The sequence below is a fragment of the Microbacterium sp. KNMS genome (assembly GCF_053851835.1).
In genome coordinates this window covers 77,144-101,345 of the sequence record NZ_JBSQBP010000013.1, presented here as the reverse complement: position 1 = coordinate 101,345, position 24,202 = coordinate 77,144, and the positions used below count along the sequence as shown (strand labels likewise).

General features: G+C 71.0%; 23 protein-coding genes. 10 read left to right on the top strand and 13 right to left on the bottom strand.

The features are described 5' to 3' along the window. The 5 genes from ACWXWW_RS10000 to argG all read left to right on the top strand — a co-directional run. A partial coding sequence (locus ACWXWW_RS10000) for a DUF222 domain-containing protein (RefSeq protein ID WP_455969793.1) occupies positions 1–894 on the top strand: 894 nt, incomplete at its 5' end. Between the two features lie 79 nt (positions 895–973). Further along, on the top strand, positions 974–2,023 hold the full coding sequence (locus tag ACWXWW_RS09995) for an aldo/keto reductase (protein ID WP_455969792.1): 1,050 nt from the start codon (positions 974–976) through the stop codon (positions 2,021–2,023). 255 nt (positions 2,024–2,278) lie between these two features. Then, entirely contained in the window at positions 2,279–3,340 is a 1,062-nt protein-coding gene (locus ACWXWW_RS09990; protein WP_455969791.1) for a D-cysteine desulfhydrase family protein, read from the top strand. 49 nt (positions 3,341–3,389) lie between these two features. Beyond that, positions 3,390–4,151: a Pr6Pr family membrane protein gene (locus ACWXWW_RS09985; protein ID WP_455969790.1), complete on the top strand. Its 762-nt coding sequence runs from the start codon at positions 3,390–3,392 to the stop codon at positions 4,149–4,151. A gap of 54 nt (positions 4,152–4,205) precedes the next feature. After that, entirely contained in the window at positions 4,206–5,624 is a 1,419-nt protein-coding gene (gene argG, locus ACWXWW_RS09980) for an argininosuccinate synthase (protein ID WP_271172447.1), read from the top strand. Positions 5,625–5,680: 56 nt separating this feature from the next. On the opposite strand, the gene ACWXWW_RS09975 is transcribed toward argG, so the two are convergent. Continuing rightward, a complete protein-coding gene (locus tag ACWXWW_RS09975; protein ID WP_271172448.1) occupies positions 5,681–5,899 on the bottom strand; it encodes a PLDc N-terminal domain-containing protein in 219 nt (72 codons plus the stop codon). A 121-nt stretch (positions 5,900–6,020) separates the two neighbouring features. On the opposite strand from ACWXWW_RS09975, the gene ACWXWW_RS09970 reads away from it, so the two are divergent. After that, positions 6,021–6,431, top strand: a complete 411-nt coding sequence (locus ACWXWW_RS09970; protein ID WP_455969789.1) for a VOC family protein — start codon at positions 6,021–6,023, stop codon at positions 6,429–6,431. A gap of 40 nt (positions 6,432–6,471) precedes the next feature. On the opposite strand, the gene ACWXWW_RS09965 is transcribed toward ACWXWW_RS09970, so the two are convergent. From ACWXWW_RS09965 to ACWXWW_RS09950, 4 genes are all read right to left on the bottom strand, one after another. Then, positions 6,472–7,143: a methionine ABC transporter permease gene (locus ACWXWW_RS09965; RefSeq protein ID WP_455969788.1), complete on the bottom strand. Its 672-nt coding sequence runs from the start codon at positions 7,141–7,143 to the stop codon at positions 6,472–6,474. Then, positions 7,140–8,171, bottom strand: a complete 1,032-nt coding sequence (locus tag ACWXWW_RS09960; RefSeq protein WP_455969787.1) for a methionine ABC transporter ATP-binding protein — start codon at positions 8,169–8,171, stop codon at positions 7,140–7,142. The genes ACWXWW_RS09965 and ACWXWW_RS09960 overlap by 4 nt, the downstream gene beginning before the upstream one ends. 75 nt (positions 8,172–8,246) lie before the next feature. Then, on the bottom strand, positions 8,247–9,158 hold the full coding sequence (locus tag ACWXWW_RS09955; protein WP_455969786.1) for a MetQ/NlpA family ABC transporter substrate-binding protein: 912 nt from the start codon (positions 9,156–9,158) through the stop codon (positions 8,247–8,249). 99 nt (positions 9,159–9,257) lie between these two features. Then, positions 9,258–9,767 (bottom strand): Lrp/AsnC family transcriptional regulator, encoded by a 510-nt coding sequence (locus tag ACWXWW_RS09950; RefSeq protein WP_271172452.1) that lies wholly within the window; start codon positions 9,765–9,767, stop codon positions 9,258–9,260. A 137-nt stretch (positions 9,768–9,904) separates the two neighbouring features. On the opposite strand from ACWXWW_RS09950, the gene ald reads away from it, so the two are divergent. After that, positions 9,905–11,002: an alanine dehydrogenase gene (gene ald, locus ACWXWW_RS09945; RefSeq protein WP_271172453.1), complete on the top strand. Its 1,098-nt coding sequence runs from the start codon at positions 9,905–9,907 to the stop codon at positions 11,000–11,002. An 89-nt stretch (positions 11,003–11,091) separates the two neighbouring features. On the opposite strand, the gene mnhG is transcribed toward ald, so the two are convergent. The 6 genes from mnhG to ACWXWW_RS09915 are packed head-to-tail and all read right to left on the bottom strand — an operon-like array spanning position 11,092 to position 17,359. Continuing rightward, positions 11,092–11,472 carry a monovalent cation/H(+) antiporter subunit G gene (gene mnhG, locus ACWXWW_RS09940; RefSeq protein WP_271172458.1) on the bottom strand — a complete coding sequence of 127 codons (381 nt, stop codon included), beginning with the start codon at positions 11,470–11,472 and terminating at the stop codon, positions 11,092–11,094. Further along, positions 11,469–11,735 (bottom strand): monovalent cation/H+ antiporter complex subunit F, encoded by a 267-nt coding sequence (locus ACWXWW_RS09935; RefSeq protein ID WP_455969785.1) that lies wholly within the window; start codon positions 11,733–11,735, stop codon positions 11,469–11,471. Before ACWXWW_RS09935 ends, mnhG begins: the two co-directional genes overlap by 4 nt. Further along, a complete protein-coding gene (locus ACWXWW_RS09930) occupies positions 11,732–12,322 on the bottom strand; it encodes a Na+/H+ antiporter subunit E (RefSeq protein WP_455969784.1) in 591 nt (196 codons plus the stop codon). Before ACWXWW_RS09930 ends, ACWXWW_RS09935 begins: the two co-directional genes overlap by 4 nt. Beyond that, positions 12,319–13,875 carry a Na+/H+ antiporter subunit D gene (locus ACWXWW_RS09925; protein WP_324013406.1) on the bottom strand — a complete coding sequence of 519 codons (1,557 nt, stop codon included), beginning with the start codon at positions 13,873–13,875 and terminating at the stop codon, positions 12,319–12,321. The genes ACWXWW_RS09930 and ACWXWW_RS09925 overlap by 4 nt, the downstream gene beginning before the upstream one ends. Continuing rightward, entirely contained in the window at positions 13,872–14,432 is a 561-nt protein-coding gene (locus tag ACWXWW_RS09920; RefSeq protein WP_271172462.1) for a Na(+)/H(+) antiporter subunit C, read from the bottom strand. The genes ACWXWW_RS09925 and ACWXWW_RS09920 overlap by 4 nt, the downstream gene beginning before the upstream one ends. After that, positions 14,429–17,359 carry a Na+/H+ antiporter subunit A gene (locus ACWXWW_RS09915; protein ID WP_455969783.1) on the bottom strand — a complete coding sequence of 977 codons (2,931 nt, stop codon included), beginning with the start codon at positions 17,357–17,359 and terminating at the stop codon, positions 14,429–14,431. The genes ACWXWW_RS09920 and ACWXWW_RS09915 overlap by 4 nt, the downstream gene beginning before the upstream one ends. Positions 17,360–17,519: 160 nt before the next feature. Here ACWXWW_RS09915 and nucS point away from each other — a divergent pair, with 160 nt between their 5' ends. Continuing rightward, positions 17,520–18,215, top strand: a complete 696-nt coding sequence (gene nucS, locus ACWXWW_RS09910; protein WP_455969782.1) for an endonuclease NucS — start codon at positions 17,520–17,522, stop codon at positions 18,213–18,215. A gap of 184 nt (positions 18,216–18,399) precedes the next feature. Here nucS and ACWXWW_RS09905 read toward each other — a convergent pair whose 3' ends face one another. Then, positions 18,400–21,399, bottom strand: coding sequence for an alpha-mannosidase (locus ACWXWW_RS09905; RefSeq protein ID WP_455969781.1), 3,000 nt, complete (start codon positions 21,397–21,399; stop codon positions 18,400–18,402). A 100-nt stretch (positions 21,400–21,499) separates the two neighbouring features. On the opposite strand from ACWXWW_RS09905, the gene ACWXWW_RS09900 reads away from it, so the two are divergent. Both ACWXWW_RS09900 and ACWXWW_RS09895 read left to right on the top strand, forming a co-directional pair. Continuing rightward, on the top strand, positions 21,500–22,189 hold the full coding sequence (locus ACWXWW_RS09900; protein ID WP_455969780.1) for an HAD hydrolase-like protein: 690 nt from the start codon (positions 21,500–21,502) through the stop codon (positions 22,187–22,189). Positions 22,190–22,198: 9 nt separating this feature from the next. Continuing rightward, on the top strand, positions 22,199–23,470 hold the full coding sequence (locus ACWXWW_RS09895) for a hypothetical protein (RefSeq protein WP_455969779.1): 1,272 nt from the start codon (positions 22,199–22,201) through the stop codon (positions 23,468–23,470). 70 nt (positions 23,471–23,540) lie between these two features. On the opposite strand, the gene ACWXWW_RS09890 is transcribed toward ACWXWW_RS09895, so the two are convergent. Then, positions 23,541–23,747, bottom strand: coding sequence for a cold-shock protein (locus ACWXWW_RS09890; RefSeq protein WP_271172470.1), 207 nt, complete (start codon positions 23,745–23,747; stop codon positions 23,541–23,543). Between the last annotated feature and the right edge of the window lie 455 nt (positions 23,748–24,202).

The following is a 24,202-nucleotide window of genomic DNA, read 5'->3' as shown; positions in this document are numbered from 1 at the left end:
ACCGCCGACGGCACCGAACCCGACCCCGACCGGCCCGAACGCGACCGCACCCTGACCCTCACACCCCTGCCCAGCGGAGCCTTCCGGGTCAACGGCACCCTCGTCCCCGAAGCCGGCGCCCTCCTGCAGAACCTCCTCTCCGCCCACACCAACCCCGCCCGCAACGTCACCTTCACCCCCACCACAGACGGCGACACGAACGAAGAAGACGCGAGCGGCGGCATCGGAGCGGATGGCGCGGAGTTCGGTCCGGTCATGCCGGACACCCGCTCACCGGCGCAGAAGCGGCACGACGCGTTCTTCGCGATGATCCAGGCCGCCTCACGCGCCGCCGAGACCCCCACCCTCGGCGGCGCCGCCCCCACCGTCATGATCCACATCACCGCCGACGACCTCACCACCACAGACACCGACACCGGCCGGCACGGCATCGCGCACCTCGACGGCGTCGACGCGCCCGTCCCCGCGACCGTGGCCCGCCGGATCGGATGCACCGGCGACATCCTCCGCGCCGTGTTCAGCCCTGAAGGGCGCATCCTCGAGCTGCGCAGCATCCAACGCTGCTTCACCCCCACCCAGCGCAAAGCGATCGTCGCCCGCGACGGCGGCTGCATCATCCCCGGCTGCACCATCCCCGCCGCCTGGTGCGAGATCCACCACGTCCAAGACCACGCGCACGGCGGACCCACCGAAACCGACAACGGCGTCCTCCTCTGCTGGTGGCACCACCACCACCTCGACACCTCCGGCTGGAACATCCACATGCACCACGGCGTGCCCTACATCGTCCCGCCCCGCTGGATCGACCGCGACTGCACACCCCGCCCCGCACAAGGATCCGCCACCCGCATACGCACCCGCATCCGCCGCACCCTCACCCGCATCCGCACCTGACCCACCACGGCACCCCCTTGCTGACTGCCTCGACTGCCGACGGCCCCGACCGGGGTGGATGGCCGGTACGCTCGCGTTCGTGAGCGCAACCGACACCCGGACATCCGCCTTCGTCGACCTCGGAGACGGCCTGCGCGTCTCACCGCAGGGATACGGCGGCATGTCCCTCACCGACGTGTACGGCCCGATCTCCGATGACGACGCCCTCCGCACGCTCACGCACGCGGTCGATGCGGGCGTGACGTTCATCGACACCGCGAACGTCTACGGCGAGGGCCGCAGCGAGCGCATCATCTCGCGGCTCCTCGCCACGCGTCGCGACGAGGTGCAGCTCGCGACGAAGTGCGGCATCGTGCCCGGCGGCCGCATCGGCGAGAGGTCGGTGCGCGGCGACCGCGCCCACATCCGCGAGCAGATCGACCTGAGCCTCAGCCGCCTCGGCACCGACCACGTCGACCTCTACTACCAGCACCGCGTCGACCCGAACGTACCCATCGAGGAGACCGTCGGCGCGTTCGCTGAGCTCGTGCAGGAGGGCAAGGTCCTCCATATCGGCCTCTCCGAGCCCACCGGAGACGAGCTGCGGCGGGCCGCTGCCGTCCATCCGATCGCCGCCGTGCAGAGCGAGTGGAGCATCGTCAGCCGCGACGTCGAAGCGCACGTCGTCTCGGCAGCGCGCGAGCTCGGCGTGGGCTTCGTGCCCTACTCCCCGCTCAGCAGGCAGTGGCTCACCGGCGCGTTCGACGCCGCGGCGATGGTCGAGGGCGACGGGCGGCCGAAGTTCCCGCGCTTCGCGCCCGAGGCGCTCGCAGCCAACGCGCCGATCCTCGCCGAGGTCCGCGACCTCGCGGCCGACGCCGGCGTGACGCCCGCACAGCTCGCGCTCGCCTGGCTCTTCGCGAAGGGCGAGCAGCTGGGGCTCCCGGTTGTGCCCATCCCCGGCACCCGCTTCGCCGACCGCGTCGACGAGAACCTCGGCGCCGTCGGAGTGCGCCTCGACCCGGAGGTCGTCGCGCGACTCGACGGCATCGCAGACCGGGTCACGGCGCACCGCTCGTTCGACCCGCTGTGGGTCTCGGATGGCCGCGAGCAGCCGGGCGCTCCGCAGAACCCGCGGCCGACCACCTGACCGTCAGGCCCGTTCGTCGACGAGCGGCTCCAGTGCGAGCGCCGCGACGACCGCGATGAGCGGAAGGGCGACGAGCGCCTGCAGGATCGCTTCCATGATGCCTCCTCCCCGGATGCACCCTGCATCCAGGGCATCCAGAGAACCGGCCGCGCCCCAGCGGTGCCCCTGTGCGGGCTCAGAACGGCCTGCGCGGAGCCTGATGAGGTCGCAGGGAACGCTCGGAATCCCCTGACGATGCGGCCTATGCTGACGGGCATGACCGCCGATGCGCTCCTCGACCCGCTCTTCCTCGATGTCGCGGATCCGGCCATCCGAGACCTCCGCACCCTGCGCGAGGATCTCGCGGTCGCGCCGACGCCCCTGCAGCCGCTCGACCGCCTGCGCGACAAGCTGGGCGGCGGGCCGCGGCTCTGGGTCAAGCGCGACGACCTGACGGGTCTCGCGCTGGGCGGCAACAAGACGCGCAAGCTCGAGTACCTCCTCGCCGACGCACGGCAGCACCGCGCCGACGTGCTCGTCACGGTCGGCGCCGGCCAGTCGAACCACGCCCGCCAGACGGCGGCCGCCGCGGCCAAGGCCGGGCTCGAGTGCGTCCTCGTGCTGCGGGTGCCCGCCGACGCGACGCCCGAGTACCGCGGCTCGGGCAACGTGCTCCTCGACCGAGCGCTCGGGGCGCAGGTCGTGCTCGTCGAGGAGACGGCGGATGACGCGCACCCCGAGATCGCGGCAGCCGACGCGGTCGTCGCGCAGCTGCGGCAGGACGGGCTCCGGCCGTACCTCATCCCGACGGGAGGCTCGACACCGGTCGGCGCCCTCGGGTACCTCGAGTCGTACGCGGAGCTCGCCGACAGCGGCCGCACCTTCGACGAGATCGTCTTCGCGAACGGCAGCGGCGGCACGCATGCGGGCCTCCTCGCGGCCCGTGAGCTGCTTCCCGGCGCCGGTCGCCCGCGGATCCACGGCGTCGCCGTCTCGCCCGAGGTCGACGCCCTGACCGACACCGTCGAGTGGATCTCGCGCGAGGTGCTCGGGTTCTTCGGGCGCGAGCCCGCCGAGTCGCCCTGGCTCGACGCGGCGCACATCGGCCCGGGCTACGGCGTCCTGACGGAGGGCGGCACCGAGGCCATCCAGCTCTTCGCGCGCACCGAGGGCATCCTCCTCGACCCGGTCTACACGGGGAAGGCGGCGGCCGCGCTCATCGCCGGCGTTCGCTCGGGCGCGTACTCCGACGACGAGGACGTGCTGTTCCTGCACACGGGCGGCGCTCCTGCGCTGTTCGCGCACGCTCCCGCGCTCACGGAGGCGTTCTCGAGCTGAGCCGCGCGGTGCTCCCGCCCTGCCCCGCCCGGCGGATAGTCTCGGCGGCATGACCGCAGATTCGCGCGCCTGGACCACGGCATGGCAGATCGCGCGCATCGCGACCGCGATCGCCCTGGTCTCGGCGACCGCTGCGCAGTTCTCGCGGACGGTCGGCAACGCGCTGACGAAGACGGAGGCGCACGCGTCTCACCTGCCGACCGTGATCTCGAACTTCTTCAGCTACTTCACGATCGAGTCGAACCTCTCGAGCGCCATCCTGCTCGTGGTCGCCGCGATCTGGACGTGGACCCGCGGTCGCGACGGCCGCCGCGAGCCCGCGGGGCTGTCGCTTCTGCTCGCCTGCGTCTCGACGTACATGATCGTGACGGGCGTCGTCTACAACATCCTCCTTCGCGGCATCGAGGACCCGACGACCTCGGTCGCGTGGGCGAACGAGGTGCTCCACGTCGTCGGCCCGCTCTTCCTGCTCGCCGACGTGCTCGTCGCCCCGCGACGCGGCGCCCTGCCCTGGCGCGCGCTGGCCGTCGTGATCGCCTTCCCCGTCGTCTGGGCCGTGTACACGCTGCTCCGCGCGAACGCGATCACGGGGCCGGCGACCGGCAACCCCTGGTGGTACCCGTATCCGTTCCTCGATCCGCATCTCCAGGGCGGATACGGCGGGGTCGCGCTGTACATCGTCGGCATCGCCGCGGCCATGGGCGTCATCGGCGCGGCCGTCATCGGCGTGGGGCGCTGGCGCGCAGCGCGCACGGCGACCGAGCGGATGGCCGCCGGCCGGCTCCCCGAGGAGCGCACGCCGCTCGCGTAGCGCCGGATGGCCGCCGAATCGGGCGGGGAGCCGCGCGGCTCTAGGATGGAGAGCATGTCGAAGGTCCTGGAATCCCTCCCCGTCGGCGAGCGCGTCGGCATCGCCTTCTCCGGGGGTCTCGACACCTCCGTCGCGGTCGCGTGGATGCGCGACAAGGGCGCCATCCCGTTCACCTACACCGGCGACCTCGGGCAGCCCGATGAGGACGACATCGAGTCGATCCCCGGCCGCGCCCTGACCTACGGCGCGGAGGCCTCGCGCCTCATCGACTGCAAGCCGCTGCTCGTGGAGGAGGGCCTGTCGGCCCTTGCATGCGGCGCATTCCACATCCGCTCGGCGGGTCGGACCTACTTCAACACGACGCCCATCGGGCGCGCGGTGACGGGCACGCTGCTCGTGCGCGCGATGAAGGAGGACGGCGTCGACATCTGGGGCGACGGCTCGACCTACAAGGGCAACGACATCGAGCGCTTCTACCGCTACGGCCTGCTCGCCAACCCGCGCCTGCGCATCTACAAGCCGTGGCTCGACGCGCAGTTCGTCTCCGAGCTCGGCGGGCGCAAGGAGATGAGCGAATGGCTCGTCGCGCACGACTACCCCTACCGCGACTCCGCGGAGAAGGCGTACTCGACCGACGCGAACATCTGGGGCGCCACCCACGAGGCGAAGACCCTCGAGGAGCTCGACGTCTCGCTCGAGACCGTCGAGCCCATCATGGGCGTCCGCTTCTGGGACCCGGCCGTCGAGATCGAGACCGAGGACGTCACGGTCACGTTCGACGCCGGCCGCCCGGTCGCCCTCAACGGCGTCGAGTTCTCCGACCCGGTCGCGCTCGTCTTCGAGGCCAACCGCATCGGCGGCCGCCACGGCCTCGGCATGAGCGACCAGATCGAGAACCGCATCATCGAGGCGAAGTCGCGCGGCATCTACGAGGCGCCGGGCATGGCGCTCCTCTTCATCGCCTACGAGCGCCTCGTGAACGGCATCCTCAACGAGGACACCCTCGCGACGTACCACGAGCAGGGTCGCCGCCTCGGCCGTCTCATGTACGAGGGCCGCTGGCTCGAGCCGCAGTCGCTCATGCTGCGCGAGTCCATCCAGAAGTGGGTCGGCTCGACGATCACCGGCACCGTCACCCTGCGCCTGCGCCGCGGCGAGGACTACACGATCCTCGCGACCGAGGGCCCCGGCCTGTCGTACGCACCCGAGAAGCTCTCCATGGAGCGCGTCGGCGACGCGGCGTTCGGCCCGACCGACCGGATCGGCCAGCTCACCATGCGCAACCTCGACATCGCCGACTCGCGCTCGCGCCTCGAGGGCTACGTCTCGCGCGGCCTCATCGGAGGCACGACCGGCGAGCTCATCGGCGCCCTCGAGAAGGGCGAGGCCGAGGAGATCACGGCGGGCACGGAGGCCGACGAGGCGCTCGACGCCGCAGGCGAGTCCGCCGCCTTCGACACCGGCACGGACTGAGCCACGTTCTGACGAAGCGGCCCCTCCGATCGGAGGGGCCGCTTCGTCGTACCGGATCAGCGCCCGATGCTCGCGTTGATCCGGTCGTGCGCGATGACCCAGATGATGAGCCCCACGAGCGGGAACGCCAGGATCACGATGATCCACAGCAGCTTGAGCACACCGCCGATGGCGGGGTCGGCGATGGTCTTCACGATGGCGTAGATGATCGCGCCCAGCCAGATGAGGCCGGCCACGCCGATCCCGATCACGCCGATGATGCCGAGGATGTCCATGGCCTCACCCTAGGTCGGGTCGCGTCGCGGTGCGTTCACGAGACGGCCTTCCGGATGTCGGCGCCCCGTGCCATCCTCATCTCGGATCCGGGCAGCGGGCCCGGCGGAGAGAGGACATCCCATGGCCTTCAAGATCTCGCCCTACATCAGCTTCGTCGACAACGCCGCGGAGGCGCTCGAGTTCTACCAGAGCGTGCTGGGCGGCACGCTCAACATCTCGAAGATGAGCGAGTACCCCAGCCCCGAGCTCGATGAGGCCGATGCCGACAAGGTGATGCACGGCCAGCTCGAGCTCGAGAACGGCTTCACGCTCATGGCCTCGGACACCCCGACCGGCATGCCGCGCGACGAGGGCGCGAACCTGTCGGTCACGATCTTCGACGGCGATGCCGAGGAGCTCCGCGGCATCTTCGAGAAGCTCGCCGAGGGCGGCAGCGTGGTCGTTCCCTTCGAGCAGGCGCCGTGGGGCGACTGGTTCGGCATGCTGTCCGACCGCTTCGGCGTGCAGTGGATGGTCAACAGCGGAGCCTGACGACCTCCGAGGCGGGCCTCCGGCGCTTCGGAGGCCCGCCTCAGCGCCGCAGGATGCGCCGAGCGAGACCGTTGCCGATCGCCTGCACGAGCTGCGTCACGATGATGATCACGACGAGTGCGCTGACGATCACGACAGGATCGTTCTGGCGGTGCCCGTAGGCGATGGCGTAGTTGCCGAGCCCCGTGCCGCCGATCATTCCCGCGACGGCTGACATGTCGATGATCGCGATCGTCGCGAAGGTGTAGCCCAGAACGAGGGGGCCGAGTCCTTCGGGCAGGATCACGGTGAGGATGATGCGCCACGGCCCGGCGCCGGTCGAGCGGGCCGCTTCCACGACACCCGGGTCGATCGTGACGAGGTTCTGCTCCACGATCCGCGCGAGGCCGAACGTCGCGGCGATCGAGATCGCGAAGATCGCCGCGGCGTTGCCGATCCCGATCCCGATCACGTAGCGCGCGAGCGGCTGCAGCGCCGCGAGGAAGATGATGAACGGGATGGGGCGGAACGTGTTGACGAGCAGGTTCAGCACCCAGTAGACAACGGGCTGCTGGAGCACGCCGCCGCGACGCGTGACGAAGAGCGCTGTGCCCAGGACGAGGCCCGCGATCCCGCCGATGACGAGCGAGGCTGCCACGAGCCACAGCATGATGCCGGTCTGCTCGACGAGCTCCGGGAAGATGTCGCCGATCTGCTCCAGGATGTCGTTCACGCGGCCACCTCCGTCACCGTGACGCCGTCGCCGATCTCGGCGAGAGCGCCGCGCACGGCCTGCTCGTCGCCGCGCACGGCGATCGTCAGGAGACCGTACACGCGTCCCTGGATGTCGTCCACGCCGCCGTGCACGAGGTTGAAGTCGACCCCCGCTCGCGCGAGAGCGCCGAACACGCGGGCCTCCGACGCGCCCTCGTCCGTGAACGAGATCGTGAAGAAGCGGCCCTCGTGCTGCGTCCGGAGCGCCGCGAGGGCGTCCCCGTCGGGAAGCGCGCGGACCACCGTGCGCACGAAGCGCTTGGCCGTCTCCGTCTGCGGCCGCGTGAAGACGTCGTACGTCAGGCCCGATTCGACCACCCGACCGCGCTCCATGACCGCGACCTTGTTCGCGATGCGCGCGATCACGTCCATCTCGTGCGTGATGACGACGATCGTGATGCCGAGCTCACGGTTCACTCGCGCGAGCAGGTCGAGCACCTCGTCGGTCGTCTCCGGGTCGAGCGCGCTCGTCGCCTCATCGGCGAGCAGGATGCCCGGGTTCGCGGCGAGCGCGCGGGCGATGCCGACGCGCTGCTGCTGGCCCCCTGAGAGCTGCTCGGGGTACGCATTCGCCTTGTCGGACAGCCCGACGAACTCGAGAAGCTCCGCGACCCGCTTCGCGCGCTCGGCCCGGGGCATCCGCGCCACCTCGAGCGGATACGCGACGTTGCCGCTGATCGTGCGCGAGCGCAGCAGATTGAAGCGCTGGAAGATCATGCCGATGCCCTGCCGCAGCTCACGCAGCCGGCGCTCGGGGATGGCCGTGATGTCGGTGCCGTCGACGTCGATCGAGCCGGCTGTCACCGGCTCGAGGCCGTTGATGAGCCGGACGAGTGTCGACTTCCCGGCTCCGGAGTAGCCGATGATGCCGAACACGTCGCCCCGCTCGATCTCGAGCGAGACGCCGTCGACGGCGACCACCGGCCCGTCGCCGCGCCGCTGCGGCGGATAGCTCTTCGTGACATCGGAGATGGTGATGTGCGGCATGGCTCCTCGGCTCTCGGAAAGCGCGATACGCGGGCGGCCTCGGGCCACCCGCGTATCGTAACGCGGCGGGGTCGGTCAGCCGGCGCTCTGCGCCTGCTCCTGGACCTCCTCGAGCGACGCCTGGAGCTCCTCCTTGGGCGTCTGCACGAACTCGGCCGTGCCGCTCGCGCTCTCCTGAGCGCCGTCGAGCACGTCCTGGTTGGTCTGGTAGATCTCGACGAGCTTGTTCAGCACCTCGTCGTCGACGTCCTCGGCGCGCGTCGCGAAGATGTTGACGTACGGGAGCGCCGAGGGGTCCGACGGGTCGTCCGACGCGATCGCGTCCTCGCCGGTGAGACCGGCGTTCTGCAGGAAGTCGTTGTTGATGATCGCGGCCGCGACATCGGGCAGCGACGTGCCGATGAGCGATGCGTCCAGGCCCTCGACCTTCACGCGCGATCCCTCCTCGACGTCCTCGAGCGTCGAGAAGGGGCTGCCGCCATCCTTCAGCTCGATGAGGCCCGCCGACTGGAGGACGAGCAGACCGCGGGCCTGGTTCGTCGTGTCGTTCGGCACGATGACGGTCTCGCCCTCGGGGATGTCCTCGACGCTGTCGTACTTCTGCGAGTACAGTCCGAGCGGGTAGATGGCCGTGGAGCCGATGGGCTGGAGGTCGTCGCCAGTGGCCACGTTGTGATCGGCGAGGTAGAGGATGTGCTGGAACTGGTTGATGTCGAGCTCGCCCTCGCTGAGCGCGGGGTTGGGCTGCGTGTACTCGGTGAAGTCGACGATGTCGACGTAGATGCCCTCCTCCTCGGCCGCGGCCTCGAAGACGGCCCAGTAGGGCTCGCTCGCGCCGACGACGCCGAGCTGAACCGGGTCGGCCTCGGTTCCGCGGGTCTCCGCGGCGGGCTCTTCGGCGGCGTCGCCGCCACCGGAGGCGCAGCCGGCAACGGCCAGGAGGCCGACGACGGCGAGGGGTGCCAGAGTGCGAATGCGGAATGCCATGTGAAGCTCCTCGGGTGCAGGGATTCCACGGTAGGCAGACGCGCCGCCGACCCGCCAACCAGGCGACACAGAGCGCAACAGGATGGCCGTCCGAGCGAGTCAGCGGAACGGCGCTGCCACGGCGTTGCGGTGGTACTCGAAGATGATGCTCGTGCGCGTGGTCGCGACCGACGGCTGCGCAGAGAGATGGTCGACGACGAACTGCCGGACGTCCGATGCGCGCTCGACCGCGATGTGGACGAGGAAGTCGTCGGCGCCGCCGATGAAGAACAGCTGCACGACCTGCGGCAGGCGCCGCACCTCGTCGGCGAACGCGACGATGCTGTCGTGCCGCGACCCGGGGCGCAGCGTGACGCCGACCATCGCCTGCAGGCCGCGGCCGAGGCGCTCCTGGTCGACGCTGGCGTGGAAGCCGGTGATGACGCCGCGCTCGACGAGCGAGCGCATGCGGGCGTGAGCGGTCGAGGGCGCGATGTCGAGAGCCGCCGCGAGGTCGGCGTTCGTGATGCGCCCCTCGCGCTCGAGGATGGCGAGGATGCGGGCATCGAGGTCGTCCAGCCGCTCGGTTCGAACATCCTTCGATCGCGGGTCGCGTCCGGGGCCATCCATGGACGAAAGCGTAGCGACATCCGCTCTCTTTCCGAAGGATCTTCGGGACCGGATGACCTCGGGCGATGATCCTGCGAGCATCGAAGGAGAGCGGCTCACGAGGCCGCGCGCCGTCGACGGAGACCAGGAGCCCCACCATGCGCATCGGAATCCCCACCGAGATCAAGAACAACGAGAACCGCGTGGCCCTCACGCCGGCGGGCGCCGACGCCCTCGTCCATCGCGGTCACGAGGTGCTCGTGCAGGCGGGCGCGGGGGCCGGATCGCACTTCTCCGATGACGACTACCGCTCCGCGGGCGCCCGCATCGTCTCGGACGCGGAGACGGTGTGGGGCGACGCCGAGCTGCTCGTCAAGGTCAAGGAGCCGATCGCCTCGGAGTACGGCCACCTGCGCGATGACCTGACGCTGTTCGCCTACCTCCACCTCGCCGCCGACCAGCCGCTGACCGACGCGCTCATGGCGGCCGGAACGACGTCCGTCGCGTATGAGACGGTGCAGCTCGCCGACCGGTCGCTCCCGCTCCTCACGCCCATGAGCGAGGTCGCCGGACGCCTCTCGATCGCGGTCGGCGCCTATCACCTCACTCGGCCGCAGGGTGGCCGGGGGATGCTGCTCGGCGGCATCGCCGGCGCCCCGCGCGCCGAGGTCGTCGTCATCGGCGGCGGTGTCGCGGGCGAGCATGCCGCGGCGAGTGCGCTCGGCCTCGGCGCGCAGGTCACCGTCATCGACGTGAGCCTGCCGCGCCTGCGCGAGCTCGAGCACCGGTACGGCGGAGCCCTGCAGACGCGGCATTCGACGCGGTACGCGATCGGGGAGGCGCTCGAGCGCGCCGACCTCGTGATCGGATCGGTGCTCATCCCCGGGGCGGCGGCCCCCAAGCTCGTCACCGACGAGATGGTCGCCGCGATGAAGCCCGGATCGCTGCTCGTCGACATCGCGATCGACCAGGGCGGATGCTTCGAGGGCTCGCACGCGACGACCCACGACGACCCGACGTTCCCCGTGCACGACAGCCTCTTCTACTGCGTCGCGAACATGCCCGGCGCCGTCCCCGAGACGTCGACGCGTGCCCTGACGAACGCGACGCTGCCCTACATCGCCGCCATCGCCGACCGCGGCTGGCACGCGGCCGCGCAGGCCGACCCCGCTCTCGCGAAGGGGCTCAACGTGTTCGGCGGCTCCGTGACGAACGCGGGCGTCGCCTCGGCCTTCGGCTACGCACTCGCCAGCTGACCCCCGGCCGTCTTCCCGAGGCCGGTTCCATCGAGACTAGCCCCGGGCGTCGAGACCCGCGCACGGAGCACTAGCCTCGACGACGAGCGCTAGTCTCGCGGGTGGGGCGGGCTCGCGAGCTCGTCGCTCGAACCGGCGTCGGCGGCGAGCTCGTCGACGAAGAGGCTCTCCTCGTCGATCGTCCTGTTCCGGTACGCCTGGCGGCCGACCATGTGCGCCGAGAGCGGCGCGGTCGCCATCTGGATGACGACGATCGGCACGAGCATCGCCACGGCCGCCCACGACCGCAGCGACAGCGCGGCCGCGATCGCGATGAGGAGGAGCCCCAGCACCTGGGGCTTCGTCGCGGCGTGAAGGCGCGAGGGCACGTCGCGGAAGCGCAGGAGGCCGATCGCGGCCGTGAGGCACAGCAGCGCCCCCACCAGGACGAGAACGAGGGCCGTGGTGTCGAGGATCTCGTCGCCGCTCATCGGTCCTGCTCCTTCCGCGCGACGAAGCGGGCCACCGCGATCGAGCCGAAGACGCCGATCGCGGCGATGATGAGCATGATCGGCAGCGTGCGCGTGTGCTGGTTGATGACCGCCTCCGCGCCGAGAACGCACAGCACCATGCTCAGCAGCACATCGCTCGCGACCGCGCGATCCAGGATCGACGGGCCCACGACCATCCGCACGATCGTGAGCGCGGCAGCGATCGCGAAGACCGCGAGGATGGCGATGACGAGCAGGTTCATCGGGCGCCTCCCTGCGCGATGCGGTCCTCGACGGCAGGGGCGCCGCCCCGGATGAGCGCGACATCCTCGCGCGAGCCGACCGCGCGCACGGCGCGCGCCTCCCAGCGGAGGGCGGACGCACGCTGGCTCTCGACATCCGCCGCCGAGCGGACGCCGATCACGTGCAGGTACAGCACGCGGTTCTCGCGATCGGCCTCGACGACGAGCGATCCGGGGATGAGCGAGGTCGCGACCGCGGTGTGGGTCATCACGAGGTCGTCGTCGATGCGCAGCGGGACGCGGATGATCGCGGCGCCGGGCTGCCCGGGCGTCAGGGTCTGCCACGCCACGGTGAGCGCACCGCGGACGAGCGATGCGAGGAAGACGACGACGAAGACCACGCCGAACCAGATGTTGACGCGTCCCGAGAGCTCGGCCGTCGGCAGGCGGAACACGGTCGTCACGAACAGCGCGATGACGAGGCCCGTGACCGCGGCGAGCAGCGTGAACTGGCCCCAGAGCAGCATCCAGAGCACGACGAGCCAGACGAAGAACGGAAGCTGCCGCCAGACCCGGCTGAGCAGCGTGCGGGGAGCTGCCGGGCTCATGCTCCGCCCTCCACGTCCTCGAGCTGGACGAGCGAGATCGGCTCGAGCAGCGACTGGCCGATCCGCTCGCAGACATCGTAGAGCGGGCCCGCGAAGACGGTCAGGCCCACCGTGACCGCGACCATCCCGACCGTCGCGGTCGTCATGATCCGCGGGATGACCCGGCGCTCGGTCTGCACACCCGCCGCGGGGGCGTCGGAGAGGTGCGAGATGCGGGCCTCGGTCTCGGTCGAGTCCTCCTCCTCGCGCCAGAACGCGAGGTTCCACGCGCGCATGAGGGCGTACAGCGTGAGCAGCGACGTGATGATGCCGCCCGCGATGACGACGTACATGAGCGGAGTGCCCACGCGGGCGGCCGCCTCGAAGAGGGCGAACTTGCCGATGAAGCCCGAGAACGGCGGCAGGCCGCCGAGGTTGAGCGCGGGGATGAAGTACAGCGCCGCGAGCAGCGGCGCCGCCGCGAAGAGGCCCTTGACCTTGAGGATCGAGGTCGACCCCGCGCGGCGCTCGATGAGGCCGACCGCGAGGAAGAGGGTTGTCTGCACCACGATGTGGTGGACCATGTAGTAGATCGTCGCCCCGACGGCCTCCTCGGTCGCGATCGCGAGCCCGAAGATCATGTAGCCGACGTGGCTCACGAGCGTGAACGAGAGGATGCGCTTGAGCTCGGCCTGCGCCACGGCGCCGAGGATGCCGACGAGCATCGTCGCGAGGGCGACGACGAGCAGCAGCGCGTTGATGTCGGAGTCGTGGAAGAGCTGGGTCTCGGTGCGGATGAGCGCGTACACGCCCACCTTGGTGAGGAGGCCCGCGAAGACGGCCGTGACCGGTGCCGGCGCGGTCGGGTACGAGTCGGGCAGCCAGAACGACAGCGGGAAGACGGCCGCCTTGATCGCGAAGGCGAGCACGAGCAGCACGTGGATGACGAGCTGCACGTCGGAGGGGAGCTCGACCATCCGCTCGGCGATCTGCGCCATGTTCACGGTGCCGAGCGCGCCGTAGATCACGGCGATCGACGACAGGAAGAGGATCGACGACACGAGCGACACGACGATGTAGACGACGCCCGAGCGGATCCGCGCCTTCGTGCCGCCGAGCGTGATGAGCACGTACGACGCGACGAGCAGGATCTCGAACCCCACGTAGAGGTTGAAGAGGTCGCCCGCGATGAAGGCGTTGAAGATGCCCGCCGCGAGGATGAGATACGACGGGTGGAAGATCGAGACGGGGGTCTCGTCGTCGCCGTCCGCCGCGCCCTGGCCGACCGAGAAGAGGAGGACGGCGAGGAGCACGACGCTCGACACGGCGACGAGAAGGGCCGCGAGCCGGTCGACGTACAGGACGATGCCGAACGGCAGCGGCCATCCGGCGACCGACACCGCGAGCGGCGTGCCGAGGTCGACCGCGATGAGGAGTACGACCGCGAGCACGAACGTCACGCTCAGCGTGAGGATCGACAGCGTCACCTGAAGGCGGCGCCGACGGCCGAAGATGAGGGTCAGGGCCGCCCCGAGGAGCGGGATGGCGACGAGGAGCGGCACGAGGTTGCTCACGGGCTCTCCTCCCCTCGGTCGTCCTGATCGGCGCGGCGTCTGTATTCCGAATCCGGTATGTCGACGGGGGCGTCATCCTGCAGGCCCGGGGCATCCGCCGCGTGCAGGAGCGTGATGGGCGACGCGGCGACCCCGACGAAGTCCGTGACCGACTCGTCGCCGGTCTCCGCGTCCTCCTCCTCGACCTCGAGCACGTCCTCCGTCTGGATCGCGCGCTCGCGCAGCGACAGGTCCTCCTCGTCGTCCTCGACCGTGTCGGCCCGGCCGAGCTGCCACGACCGGTAGATGAGCGCGAGGAGGAATGCGCTCACGGCGAAGGTGATGACGATCGCCGTGAGCATGAGGGCCTGCGGGAGCGGATCGCTCTGCGGCCCGTCGTCGCCGTAGAACGGCGAGACCCCGGGGTACCCCATGACGGTCAGCAGCAGGAGGTTCGTCGCGTTGCCGAGGAGCAGGAAGCCGATGAGAACGCGCGTGAGGCTCCGCTCGAGCATCGCGTAGACACCCGCTGCGTACAGGCCGGCCATGATCGCGATGAGCGTGAACGAGGTGGTCATCGGGTCACCGCCGTCTGCTCCTGGGCATCCTTCTCGGTGCGCAGCTGGCGGTCCACCTCGGCGCCGAGGCTCCTCAGGACGTCGAGCACGAGCCCGATGACGACGAGGTAGACGCCGATGTCGAAGATCGTCGACGTGACGAACTCGACGTGGCCGACGAGCGGCAGATCGGCCTCCCAGACCCCGCGCGTGAGCGGGTCGAGTCCGAACAGCAGCGGCACGACCGCGGTCCCCACTGCGAGCACCATCCCGATGCCCAGCAGCTGGCCGGCGTCGCCCGGCGCCGCGACCCCGAGCTCGTATCGCCCGCCGGCGATGTACCGCATGACGAGCGCCATGCCGGCGACGAGCCCGCCCGCGAATCCGCCGCCGGGCAGGTTGTGGCCTGCGAAGAGCAGATAGAGCGACACGACGATGATCGTGTGGAAGAGGATGCGCACGATCACCTCGAGCAGGATCGAGCGCGCCTCGCGGCTCATCCGCTGTCCGCCGACGAGCCACGCGCGCGGCCGGTCGCGGTTGGCGCTCGTCTCCGTGCGGATCCCATCCGTCGTCTCCACGAGCGGGCGTGTGCGGCCCGCCTTGCGCGCGGCCCGCGGGAGCTTCCGGGTCGTCGAGCGCAGCGTGTCGGAGCGGTGCGTGACGAACACGAGCGACGCGACGCCGGTCGCCGCGAGGACAAGCACCGAGAGCTCGCCCATCGTGTCCCACCCGCGCAGGTCGACGAGGGCGACGTTCACGATGTTCCGGCCGTGGCCGATCTCGTAGGCCATCTCGCCCCACGCCGTCGAGATCGGCTCGTGGATGCGCGCACTCGAGGCGAGGACGGCCACGACCGCCATCGTGATGCCGACCGCGATCGCGAGGACGGCGCGCGCCACGGGGGCCACCGAGTCGTTGTGGCTTCCGAGCCGAGACGGCAGTCGGCGCAGCACGAGCGCGAAGGCGATGAGGGTGATCGCCTCCACGAGCACCTGCGTGAGCGCGAGGTCGGGAGCGCCCTCGACCGCGAAGAGCACGACCATCCCGAGCCCCGTGACCGAGACGAGCACGACGCCCGTGTAGCGCTTCCGTGCGCGCACCGCGAGGATGCCCGCGGCGATCATGAGCGGTGCGGCGGCGAGCTGCACGGGGTGCTGCCACGCGTCGAGCGCGACGCGCCACTCGTGGCCGGCGAGGAGCACGGTCCCCTCCGCGGCGACGAACACGACGAAGATCGTCCCGACGTACAGGGGCAGCGACCCGCGCTGGGTGAGCGAGGTCACCGCGACCGACAGGCGGTCGACCGTGCGGGTCGTCGCGTAGTAGACGTCGGCCGCCTGGATGCGCAGGACGCGGCCCGATGCATCCCAGCCGGTGCGGCGCGCGACCCAGAAGACGCCGGCGCCCGCGACGATCGTGAGCAGCGACAGCAGGAGCGCGGGCTCGAGACCGTGCCAGAGCGCGAGGTGGTAGTGCCCGTCGCCCAGGGCGGTGTCGGCATAGCCCGACAGGACGTCGTCGAGGAGCGGTGCGACGAGCCCGCCCGCGAGCGCGAGGGACGCGAGGATGAGCGGCGACGTGAGGAACCCGAGCGGCGGATCGGGCCAGTGCGTCTGCTCCCGCTCCGCGCCGCTCGCGTCGCGCTTCGTCCAGAACGCGCCCCAGACGAAGCGGATGCCGTACGCGAGCGTGAGCGCCGATCCGAGGACGACGCCGACGAGGGCGATGAGACCCCAGACGTCGCCCGCAAGCGCCTCGTCGAGGAGCGCCGTGAAGGCGGCCTCCTTCGCCACGAACCCGAGGGTCGGTGGTAGGCCGGCCATCGTCGCGACGGCGACCATCGAGAGGGCCGCCATCGTCGGCGCCTGACGGCCGACGCCGCTCAGCTCGTCGATGTCGCGCGTCGAGAGCTGACGGTCGATCACGCCGACGACGAGGAAGAGGGCCGACTTGAACAGCGCGTGCGAGAGGAGGAGCGCGATGCCCGCGAGCGCGGTGTCTCGCGCGCCGAAGCCGATCACCGTCGAGATGAAGCCGAGCTGGCTCACCGTGCCGAACGCGAGGATGCGCTTGAGGTCGGTCTCGCGCAGCGCCTGGACGCCGGCGAGGATCATCGTCACGACGCCGAGCGTGACGACCACGGGGCGCCAGGGGTCGCTCTCGGCGAAGGCGGGGGCGAACCTGGCGAGCAGGTAGATGCCCGCCTTCACCATGGCGGCGGCGTGGAGGTAGGCGCTGACCGGAGTCGGCGCGGCCATCGCACCGGGAAGCCAGAAATGCAGGGGGAACAGCGCCGACTTGCTGACGGCGCCCACGAGCAGGAGCACGAGCGCCACATCGACGAGCGGGCCGGTCGGCGCGAGCTCGAGGATGCCCGACAGGCTCGTGGTGCCCGCGACCACGACGAGGATCACGACGCCGACGAACATGACGAGGCCGCCGAGCGTCGTCACGAGGAGAGCCTGCAGGGCCGCACGGCGGCTCGCCGCACGCGTGTGGTAGTGCCCTATGAGGAGGTACGAGAGGATGCTCGTCATCTCCCAGAACATGACGAGCATGACGGCGTCGTCGGTCAGCACGAGCCCGTACATCGCCCCCGCGAACGCGAGCAGCACCGCCGAGAAGCGGCCCAGACCCGAGGTCTTGCCGCGGAAGTACACGCGGCAGTAGAGCATGACGAGGGCGCCCACGCCGGTCACGACCAGGGTCATGACCCAGCTCAGCGTGTCCATCCGCATCGAGAGCGCGACATCGAGCGGCCCGATCCAGGTGTATGACTCGAACGGAATGGGGCCGTCGATCACACGGGGCGAGACGACCACCGCATGCACGAGCGCCGCGAGAGGGAAGAGGGCCGCGACCCAGAAGACCCGCGCTCCGAGCCACCTCGCCAGAACCGGGAGCAGAAGCGCTCCGCCCGCGAACATCGCCAGGAGCACGAGCATAGGCATCTCCTCTGGCTCGTCGCGCGCGGCGGGTCAGGTGCGGGGTTTCCCTCCATTCTAGGTGCCGATCCGCGTGATCCTGCCGAAAAGCTGGGAAATGCCCTCAGCGGCATGCATCTTGAGGCGCTCCAGAGGCCATCTTGACGGTTAGGCTCGTGCGGTGCGTCTCGTCATCGCCCGCTGCTCCGTCGACTACACCGGTCGACTCAATGCGCATCTGCCGCTCGCCGCGCGCGTGCTCATGCACAAGGGCGACGGGAGCCTGCTCGTGCACTCGGACGGCGGCTCGTACAAGCCGCTGAACTGGATGAGCCCGCCCTGCCGTCTCGACGTCGTCGAGCCGGATGAGGAGCTCGCCTCGGCCGGGGTCGTGCAGGTGTGGAAGGTCACGCACAAGAAGACCGGCGACGCCCTGACGGTGCGCATCCACGAGGTGCTGAGCGACACGCAGCACGACCTCGGCGTCGACCCCGGCCTCATCAAGGACGGCGTCGAGGCCGACCTGCAGCGCCTGCTCGCCGAGCAGGTCGATCTCATCGCAACCGGCGCGACCCTCGTGCGCCGGGAGTACCCCACCGCGATCGGGCCCGTGGACCTCCTCGTGCGCGATTCGGCCGGCGTCGCGATCGCGGTCGAGGTGAAGCGCCGCGGCGACATCGACGGCGTCGAGCAGCTCACGCGGTACCTCGAGCTGCTCGGCCGCGACCCCCATCTCGCACCCGTGCAGGGCGTGTTCGCTGCCCAGGAGATCAAGCCGCAGGCCCGCGTGCTCGCAGAGGACCGCGGCATCCGCTGCCTGACCCTCGACTATGAGGAGATGAAGGGCATCGAGTCGGGCGTCCCCCGACTGTTCTGAGGCCGTCCTCCGCCCAGGTCGCACTTCGCGGCCCCAAACCGGCCGATACCGACGCCAACTGCGACCTGAACAGCCCGTCCCCCACCCAGGTCGCACTTCGCGGCCACAAACCGGCCGATACCGACGCCAACTGCGACCTGAACAAGGACGGCCGCAGTCCGCAAGCGGCGAGAAGGACCAGCCCCTAGGCCCGGCGCAGGCGCAGGGTCACGAGCTCGAACGGCCGCAGCTCCAGAGCAAGTGGGTCGCCCGACCCGGACTCCAGCGCGCGCTCGAGGAGGTCCGTCCGCCGCGCATCGGCGACCGCGAACCCCGGCACGAGCCGGCCCGAGGCACGCGCCCCGCGGGCCTCGTACAGGCGCACGACGACGTCCCCAGACCCGTCCTCCGCGAGCTTGACCGCCTCGACGAGGATCGAGGGCGCTCCGTCGATCCGCACGATCGGCTCGACGAGGCGACCGCGCCGAATGCGCGGGGGCAGGTTGAGCCGGTAGCCCTCTGCCGCCGCGTCGAGGATCCCGCCGGTCGACACCGCATGGCGGAAGACGTGCACGCCCTGGTCGGCCTCGGGGTCGGGGAACACCGGCGCCCGCAGCAGCGACTCCCGCACGCGCGTCGCGCCGCCCCCGCCGGCACGCGCACGGCGTGTCACGTCGTGGCCGTACACGCGGTCGTTCGCGACGGTGACGCCGAAGCCGGGCTCGTCCACGTGCAGCCATCGATGCGCCACGGTCTCGAACCGCGCGGCGTCCCACGACGTGTTGGCGTGGATCGGGCGGCGGATGTGTCCGAACTGGATCTCCGACGCCGCCGTGTCGGCGAGCACGTCGACGTCGAACGCGAGCTTGAGGAGCTTCTGCCGCTCGTGCCAGTCGACCGTCGTCTCGATGTCGAGCGCGGCGCCGTGCGGCGCGATCCGCAGGCGCTGCACGACGGAGGACCTCCCCACCTCGCGCTCCACGACGACCGCGTCCTCCTCGATCCGGATGGCCGCGGTGCGGGCGGGCGCGAGCGGGGTGCGGTTGAAGTGGTGGTCGATGTCCCACGCGTCCCACTGGTTCGGGGTGTCGCGGAACAGCTGCAGCACGTTGCCGCGCCCCTCGGGCGGCACGACCTCGCGACCGGCTCGGCGGTCGACGAACGACACGATCTCGCCGTCGGCGTCGATCACGACCCGGAGGGCGTCCGACTCGAGCACGTACCCGCCGTCGGCTTCGCGCACGGATGAGCGCGCGCCATCCGCTCGTGTCGGCGCTGCGGCGAGCGCCGGCGCCCCGTGGAGCGCGATGGGCGCCGCGTTGAACACGACCTCCTCGTCGCCGTCGCCCCCGAGCACGTCGAGCGCGTCGGCGATGAGCGCCTCGAGGTCGTCGGCCACGCGCGCGTAGTTCTCCTCGGCCTGCTGGTGCACCCAGGCGATCGACGAGCCGGGCAGGATGTCGTGGAACTGCTGCAGGAGCACGGTCTCCCATGCGCGGCGAAGGGCATCGGCCGGGTACGGCGCCCCGTGCCGCACGGTCGCGACGGTCGCCCACAGCTCCGCCTCGCGCAGGAGGTGCTCGCTGCGCCGGTTGCCCGCCTTGGTGCGCGCCTGCGACGTGTACGTGCCGCGGTGGAACTCGAGGTAGAGCTCGCCCGACCACGTCGCCGGCGACGGATGGCCCGCCCGGGCCTGCGCGAAGAAGGCGTCGGGGCGCAGGAAGTCGACGCGAGGCGACCCCTCGAGGTCGCGCTTGCGGAGGCCGGTCTCGATCATCTCGCGCGTGGGCCCTCCCCCGCCGTCGCCGTAGCCGAACGGCACGAGCGACAGATCGCTGATCCCGCGCTCGGCGTTCTGGCGCTCGGCGCGCGCGAGGTCGACCGCGCCGAGGTCAGAGTTGTACGTGTCGACAGGAGGGAAGTGCGTGAACACGCGGGTGCCGTCGACGCCCTCCCACAGGAAGGTGTGATGCGGCATGACGTTCGTCTCGTTCCACGAGATCTTCTGGGTGAGGAAGTGCTCCGATCCCGATGCCGCGACGATCTGCGGCAGCGCACCGGAGTATCCGAAGGAGTCCGGCAGCCACACCTCGGTCGTCTCGACCCCCAGCTCGCGCAGGAAGAACCCCTTGCCCGCGACGAACTGGCGAGCGAGCGCCTCGCCGCCCGGCATGTTCGTGTCGGATTCGACCCACATGCCGCCCACCGGCGCCCACCTCCCCTCGGCGACGCGCTCGCGGATGCGCGCGAAGAGCTCGGGATAGTGCTCCTTCATCCACGCGTACTGCTGCGCCGACGACGCCGCGAACACGAAGTCGGGGTAGCGGTCCATGAGGTCGAGCACGTTCGAGAACGTCCGCGCGCACTTGCGGATGGTCTCGCGCACGGGCCAGAGCCACGCCGAGTCGATGTGCGCATGGCCGACGGCCGCGACCCGGTGCGTCGAGGCGGGGGATGCCGCGGCGAGCGCGGGCGCGAGGCTCTCCCTCGCGAGCGCCGCGGTCGCCGGGACGTCGTCCGGGTCGAGGGCGTCGGAGGCCCGCTCGAGGGCGCGGAGCAGGCCCGCGAGCCGCGTCGACCGCTCGGGAAGCACCGCGAGGAGACCCTCGAGCGTCGACCAGTCGCGCTCGAGCGCCGCGACCTCGCGATCGCGCAGCACGAGGCGCACGCCCCCGAAGCGGTACAGGGGGTCGCTCCCCGCGGTCGCCTTGTCGCCGAGCGCCGTCGGGCGGAACTCCCAGTCCGACCCCACGTCGGGGTTCGAGGCCGCCTCGATGAGCACGTCGACGTGCGCGGCTGCCGCATCGACGGCGACCCAGTCGTTGCGCGGCTCGAGTCCCTTGAGCACGCTCCCGTCCGGCGTGTAGACGAGGCCCTCGCACTGGAAGCCGGGCTGCCCCGGGATGAACCCGAGATCCACGACGAGCTCGATGTCGTGCGTCCCCGCCTGCGCGCGCTCGCGCCATCCGCTCGGCACCTCCGCGCGCACGCGGAACCAGGTGGTGCCCCACGGGCGCCCCCACGCATCACCCGATGCGATCGGCCTGAAGCCGTCGCGCGGCACAGCAGCGAAGGGCACCGGCTCGTCCGGCGCCTCCCACGCATCGACCTCGATCGGCGCGTGCTCGGCGCGGATGGCCGGGGCGATGCGATCACGGTAGGTGCGGGCGATGCGGCTCGCGATCAGGGCGGAGTCATCGTGCATGGGGTGAGACAAGCACGAGAGCGACGTCGCTGTCACGCGGCGCGCAGCGATCCGGCAAGGACGCCGTCGACGGCGACGCGCCGCGGATAGGGTGGGGAGCATGGCGTCCGAGATCTCCCCCTGGTCCTGCATCCTCTGGGACGTCGACGGGACCGTCGCCGACGCATCCGCCGGGATCCTCCCCCGCATCACGCAGGTCCTCACCGACCTCGGTCGGACCCCGCCCGGCCCCGACGAGCTGTCGGCGTGGATCGGCCCGCCCATGCTCGAGTCGTTCCAGGTGCGCGGCATGCTGAGCCCCGAGGAGGCCGTCGACGCCGTCGCGCGCTACCGCGAGCTCGCCGCGCGCGAGGGCTACGCCGAGTCGGTCGCGCTGTACCCCGGCGTCGCCGACCTCATCCACGCCGTGAACGCGGCGGGCGTTCCGCAGGCGACCGCGAGCACGAAGCCCGAGAACCAGGTGATCGCGATCCTCGAGCACTACGGGCTCGCCGGCTGCTTCACCTCGATCACGGGCGCGTCCTCCGACGCCGATTCACTCGACACGAAGGCCACCGTGCTCGCGAAGGCCCTCGAGCGGCTGAAGGAGGCGGGGGTCGACACGTCGCACCCCGTGCTCATCGGCGACCGCCACCACGACGTCGACGGCGCCACGGAGCACGGCGTTCCCGTCATCTTCGTCCGATGGGGCTTCGGCACCCCGGGCGAGGAGGAGGGCGCGATCGCGGTCGTCGACGACATCGACCAGCTGCGCCCGCTTCTCCTGTCCGAGCAGTCCGACGCCGCCTAGCCCGCCGCCGTGTTCGACGACTTCGACATCGAGCTCGAGACCGTCCTGGCGTGGGTCCTGCCCGCACTCGCGGTCTTCGCGGGGGCCGCGCTCGTCGTCGTGCTGACGGTGTGGATCGTCAAGCGCTCCCGTCGGGGTCGCCGGGCGCGTGCACGGGCGGCGACCGCCCTGGACGGCGTCGGCACGAAGCTCGTCGCGCTCGACGACGCGGTGGACGAGCTCGAGCTCGAGCTGCAGCTCTCGGGAGCCCTGTACGGCGGCGACCCGCCGCCCACGCTGCGCCGGTCGCGCATGACCGCGCAGCACACGCGCGACGATGCGTTCGGCGAGTACCGCGCGCTGCGCGAGTCGACCGAGCTTCCCGCACGCGTCCGCCGAGCCGCACGCGCCCTCACGGCGCGCCTCGACAGGGCGCTGCAGGCCGTCGAGGCCGCACGCGGCGAGCACGGCGCCTGGATCGCCTCGCACGTCACAGCGGCCGAGCAGGTGGCGTCCGCCCGCGAGCGCCTCGCGGGCGTCACCGAGCGGATGGGCGACCCCACGGCGCTCCTCGACGACCTCGCGGCACGCGCCGATCGGTCGGAATGGGACGACGCCGCGGGCGCGGCGGACGACGCCCGAGCGGCGCTCGAGGATGCTCGTCGCCTCCTCGACGAGGCGGAGCGAGCCGCGCAGGACCCGTCCCGATCGGCCCTGGACGACCTCGCGGCGGCTGAGCGCCGACTCCGCACGGCCGAGCAGCGGTCGCGCGCGCTCGAAGAGCGCCACCGCATCGTGCTGCAGGCGGCGCAGGCGGTGCGCGGCGAGCTCGACGCCGCAGCCGCGGCCATCCGCTCGGCCACGGGCATCCGCGCGGCGCTCGAGCCATCCGATGCCGAGCGCCTCGGGCGCGAGATCGAGCGGGCGGCCGACGAGCTCGATCGGCTGCGCGCGGAGGCGGAGCGCCGGCCCGTCGCGACGAACGAGGGCGTCGCCCGTCTGCGCGACCGTCTCGACATCGCCCTCGCGGATGCCCGCACGGCGCAGCAGCGGCTGCTCGGCGCGCGCAGCGCCCTCCCCGGCACCCTGGCCGCCGCACGCTCGGCGCTCGCCCGGGCGGAGACCGCGGTCGGCCACGGGGCGTCGCTCGAGGCGCGGGTGCGACTCGACGCCGCCCGCGCGGAACTCGCCCAGGCGCGGCAGACCGTCGACCCGGTGGAGGCTCTCGACGACGCGCGCCGCGCCATCCGCCATGCCGAGGACGCGAAGGCGCTCGCGGACCACGACCGCGCGAGCGCGTGACCGCCGGCCCGTCCGGGCAGACGGAAGGGCCCGTGCGAGCTGGTCGCACGGGCCCTTCGAACGCTGTGGGTTACAGCGGGCGGATGTTCTCCGCCTGGAGGCCCTTGGGGCCCTGGGCGATTTCGAACTCCACGCGCTGGTTCTCTTCGAGCGAGCGGTAGCCGCTCGCGCTGATCGCGGTGTAGTGCGCGAAGACGTCAGAGCCGCCCTCGTCAGGAGCGATGAAGCCGAAGCCCTTCTCCGAGTTGAACCACTTGACGGTGCCTTGCGTGCTCATGTACTGCCGTTCTTCTTGATGGGTGCCGATGCAGATTTCGCGCCGACCGAGGCCCACGCTACGGGAGTCGAGCCGAAATGGATAGGGCCATCCGCCGAATGACGAAGATGGTCGGCAGATGGCCAGGAAAAGAATCAGCCCTCATCGGCTAGGGGGGATAGCGATGAGGGCTGGACGACCGAGAGGGACGTCTGCGAACACGATACTGCATTTGTCCCCCAAATGGGGGACAAAATCGAGATTCATCAGATCGTGATCTTGCACCCACCGGGGCCTGCGACGGCCCTTGTTTCTCGGGCTCAGGCCCGCTGTTCTCGAGGCCAGGACACCGTGTCTCACGCGGCGCCGGAACCGTGCCCGGATAACGACACCCCGCGAGACACGCACACCCCACCAAGGCGCCCATGTCTCACGCGGCGCCGGAATCGCGCCCCGATAACCACACCTCGCGAGAC

Coding starts and splice junctions, on each gene's coding strand:
- ACWXWW_RS09890 (WP_271172470.1), bottom strand. CDS start 23,747: ATGAGCACGCAAGGCACCGTCAAGTGGTTCAACTCGGAGAAGGGCTTC.
- ACWXWW_RS09920 (WP_271172462.1), bottom strand. CDS start 14,432: ATGACCACCTCGTTCACGCTCATCGCGATCATGGCCGGCCTGTACGCA.
- ACWXWW_RS09935 (WP_455969785.1), bottom strand. CDS start 11,735: ATGAACCTGCTCGTCATCGCCATCCTCGCGGTCTTCGCGATCGCTGCC.
- ACWXWW_RS09950 (WP_271172452.1), bottom strand. CDS start 9,767: ATGGATGGCCCCGGACGCGACCCGCGATCGAAGGATGTTCGAACCGAG.
- ACWXWW_RS09905 (WP_455969781.1), bottom strand. CDS start 21,399: ATGCACGATGACTCCGCCCTGATCGCGAGCCGCATCGCCCGCACCTAC.
- ACWXWW_RS09975 (WP_271172448.1), bottom strand. CDS start 5,899: ATGGACATCCTCGGCATCATCGGCGTGATCGGGATCGGCGTGGCCGGC.
- ACWXWW_RS09990 (WP_455969791.1), top strand. CDS start 2,279: ATGACCGCCGATGCGCTCCTCGACCCGCTCTTCCTCGATGTCGCGGAT.
- mnhG (WP_271172458.1), bottom strand. CDS start 11,472: ATGAGCGGCGACGAGATCCTCGACACCACGGCCCTCGTTCTCGTCCTG.
- ACWXWW_RS09955 (WP_455969786.1), bottom strand. CDS start 9,158: ATGGCATTCCGCATTCGCACTCTGGCACCCCTCGCCGTCGTCGGCCTC.
- argG (WP_271172447.1), top strand. CDS start 4,206: ATGTCGAAGGTCCTGGAATCCCTCCCCGTCGGCGAGCGCGTCGGCATC.
- ACWXWW_RS09900 (WP_455969780.1), top strand. CDS start 21,500: ATGGCGTCCGAGATCTCCCCCTGGTCCTGCATCCTCTGGGACGTCGAC.
- ACWXWW_RS09970 (WP_455969789.1), top strand. CDS start 6,021: ATGGCCTTCAAGATCTCGCCCTACATCAGCTTCGTCGACAACGCCGCG.
- ACWXWW_RS09915 (WP_455969783.1), bottom strand. CDS start 17,359: ATGCTCGTGCTCCTGGCGATGTTCGCGGGCGGAGCGCTTCTGCTCCCG.
- ald (WP_271172453.1), top strand. CDS start 9,905: ATGCGCATCGGAATCCCCACCGAGATCAAGAACAACGAGAACCGCGTG.
- ACWXWW_RS09930 (WP_455969784.1), bottom strand. CDS start 12,322: ATGAGCCCGGCAGCTCCCCGCACGCTGCTCAGCCGGGTCTGGCGGCAG.
- ACWXWW_RS09985 (WP_455969790.1), top strand. CDS start 3,390: ATGACCGCAGATTCGCGCGCCTGGACCACGGCATGGCAGATCGCGCGC.
- ACWXWW_RS09960 (WP_455969787.1), bottom strand. CDS start 8,171: ATGCCGCACATCACCATCTCCGATGTCACGAAGAGCTATCCGCCGCAG.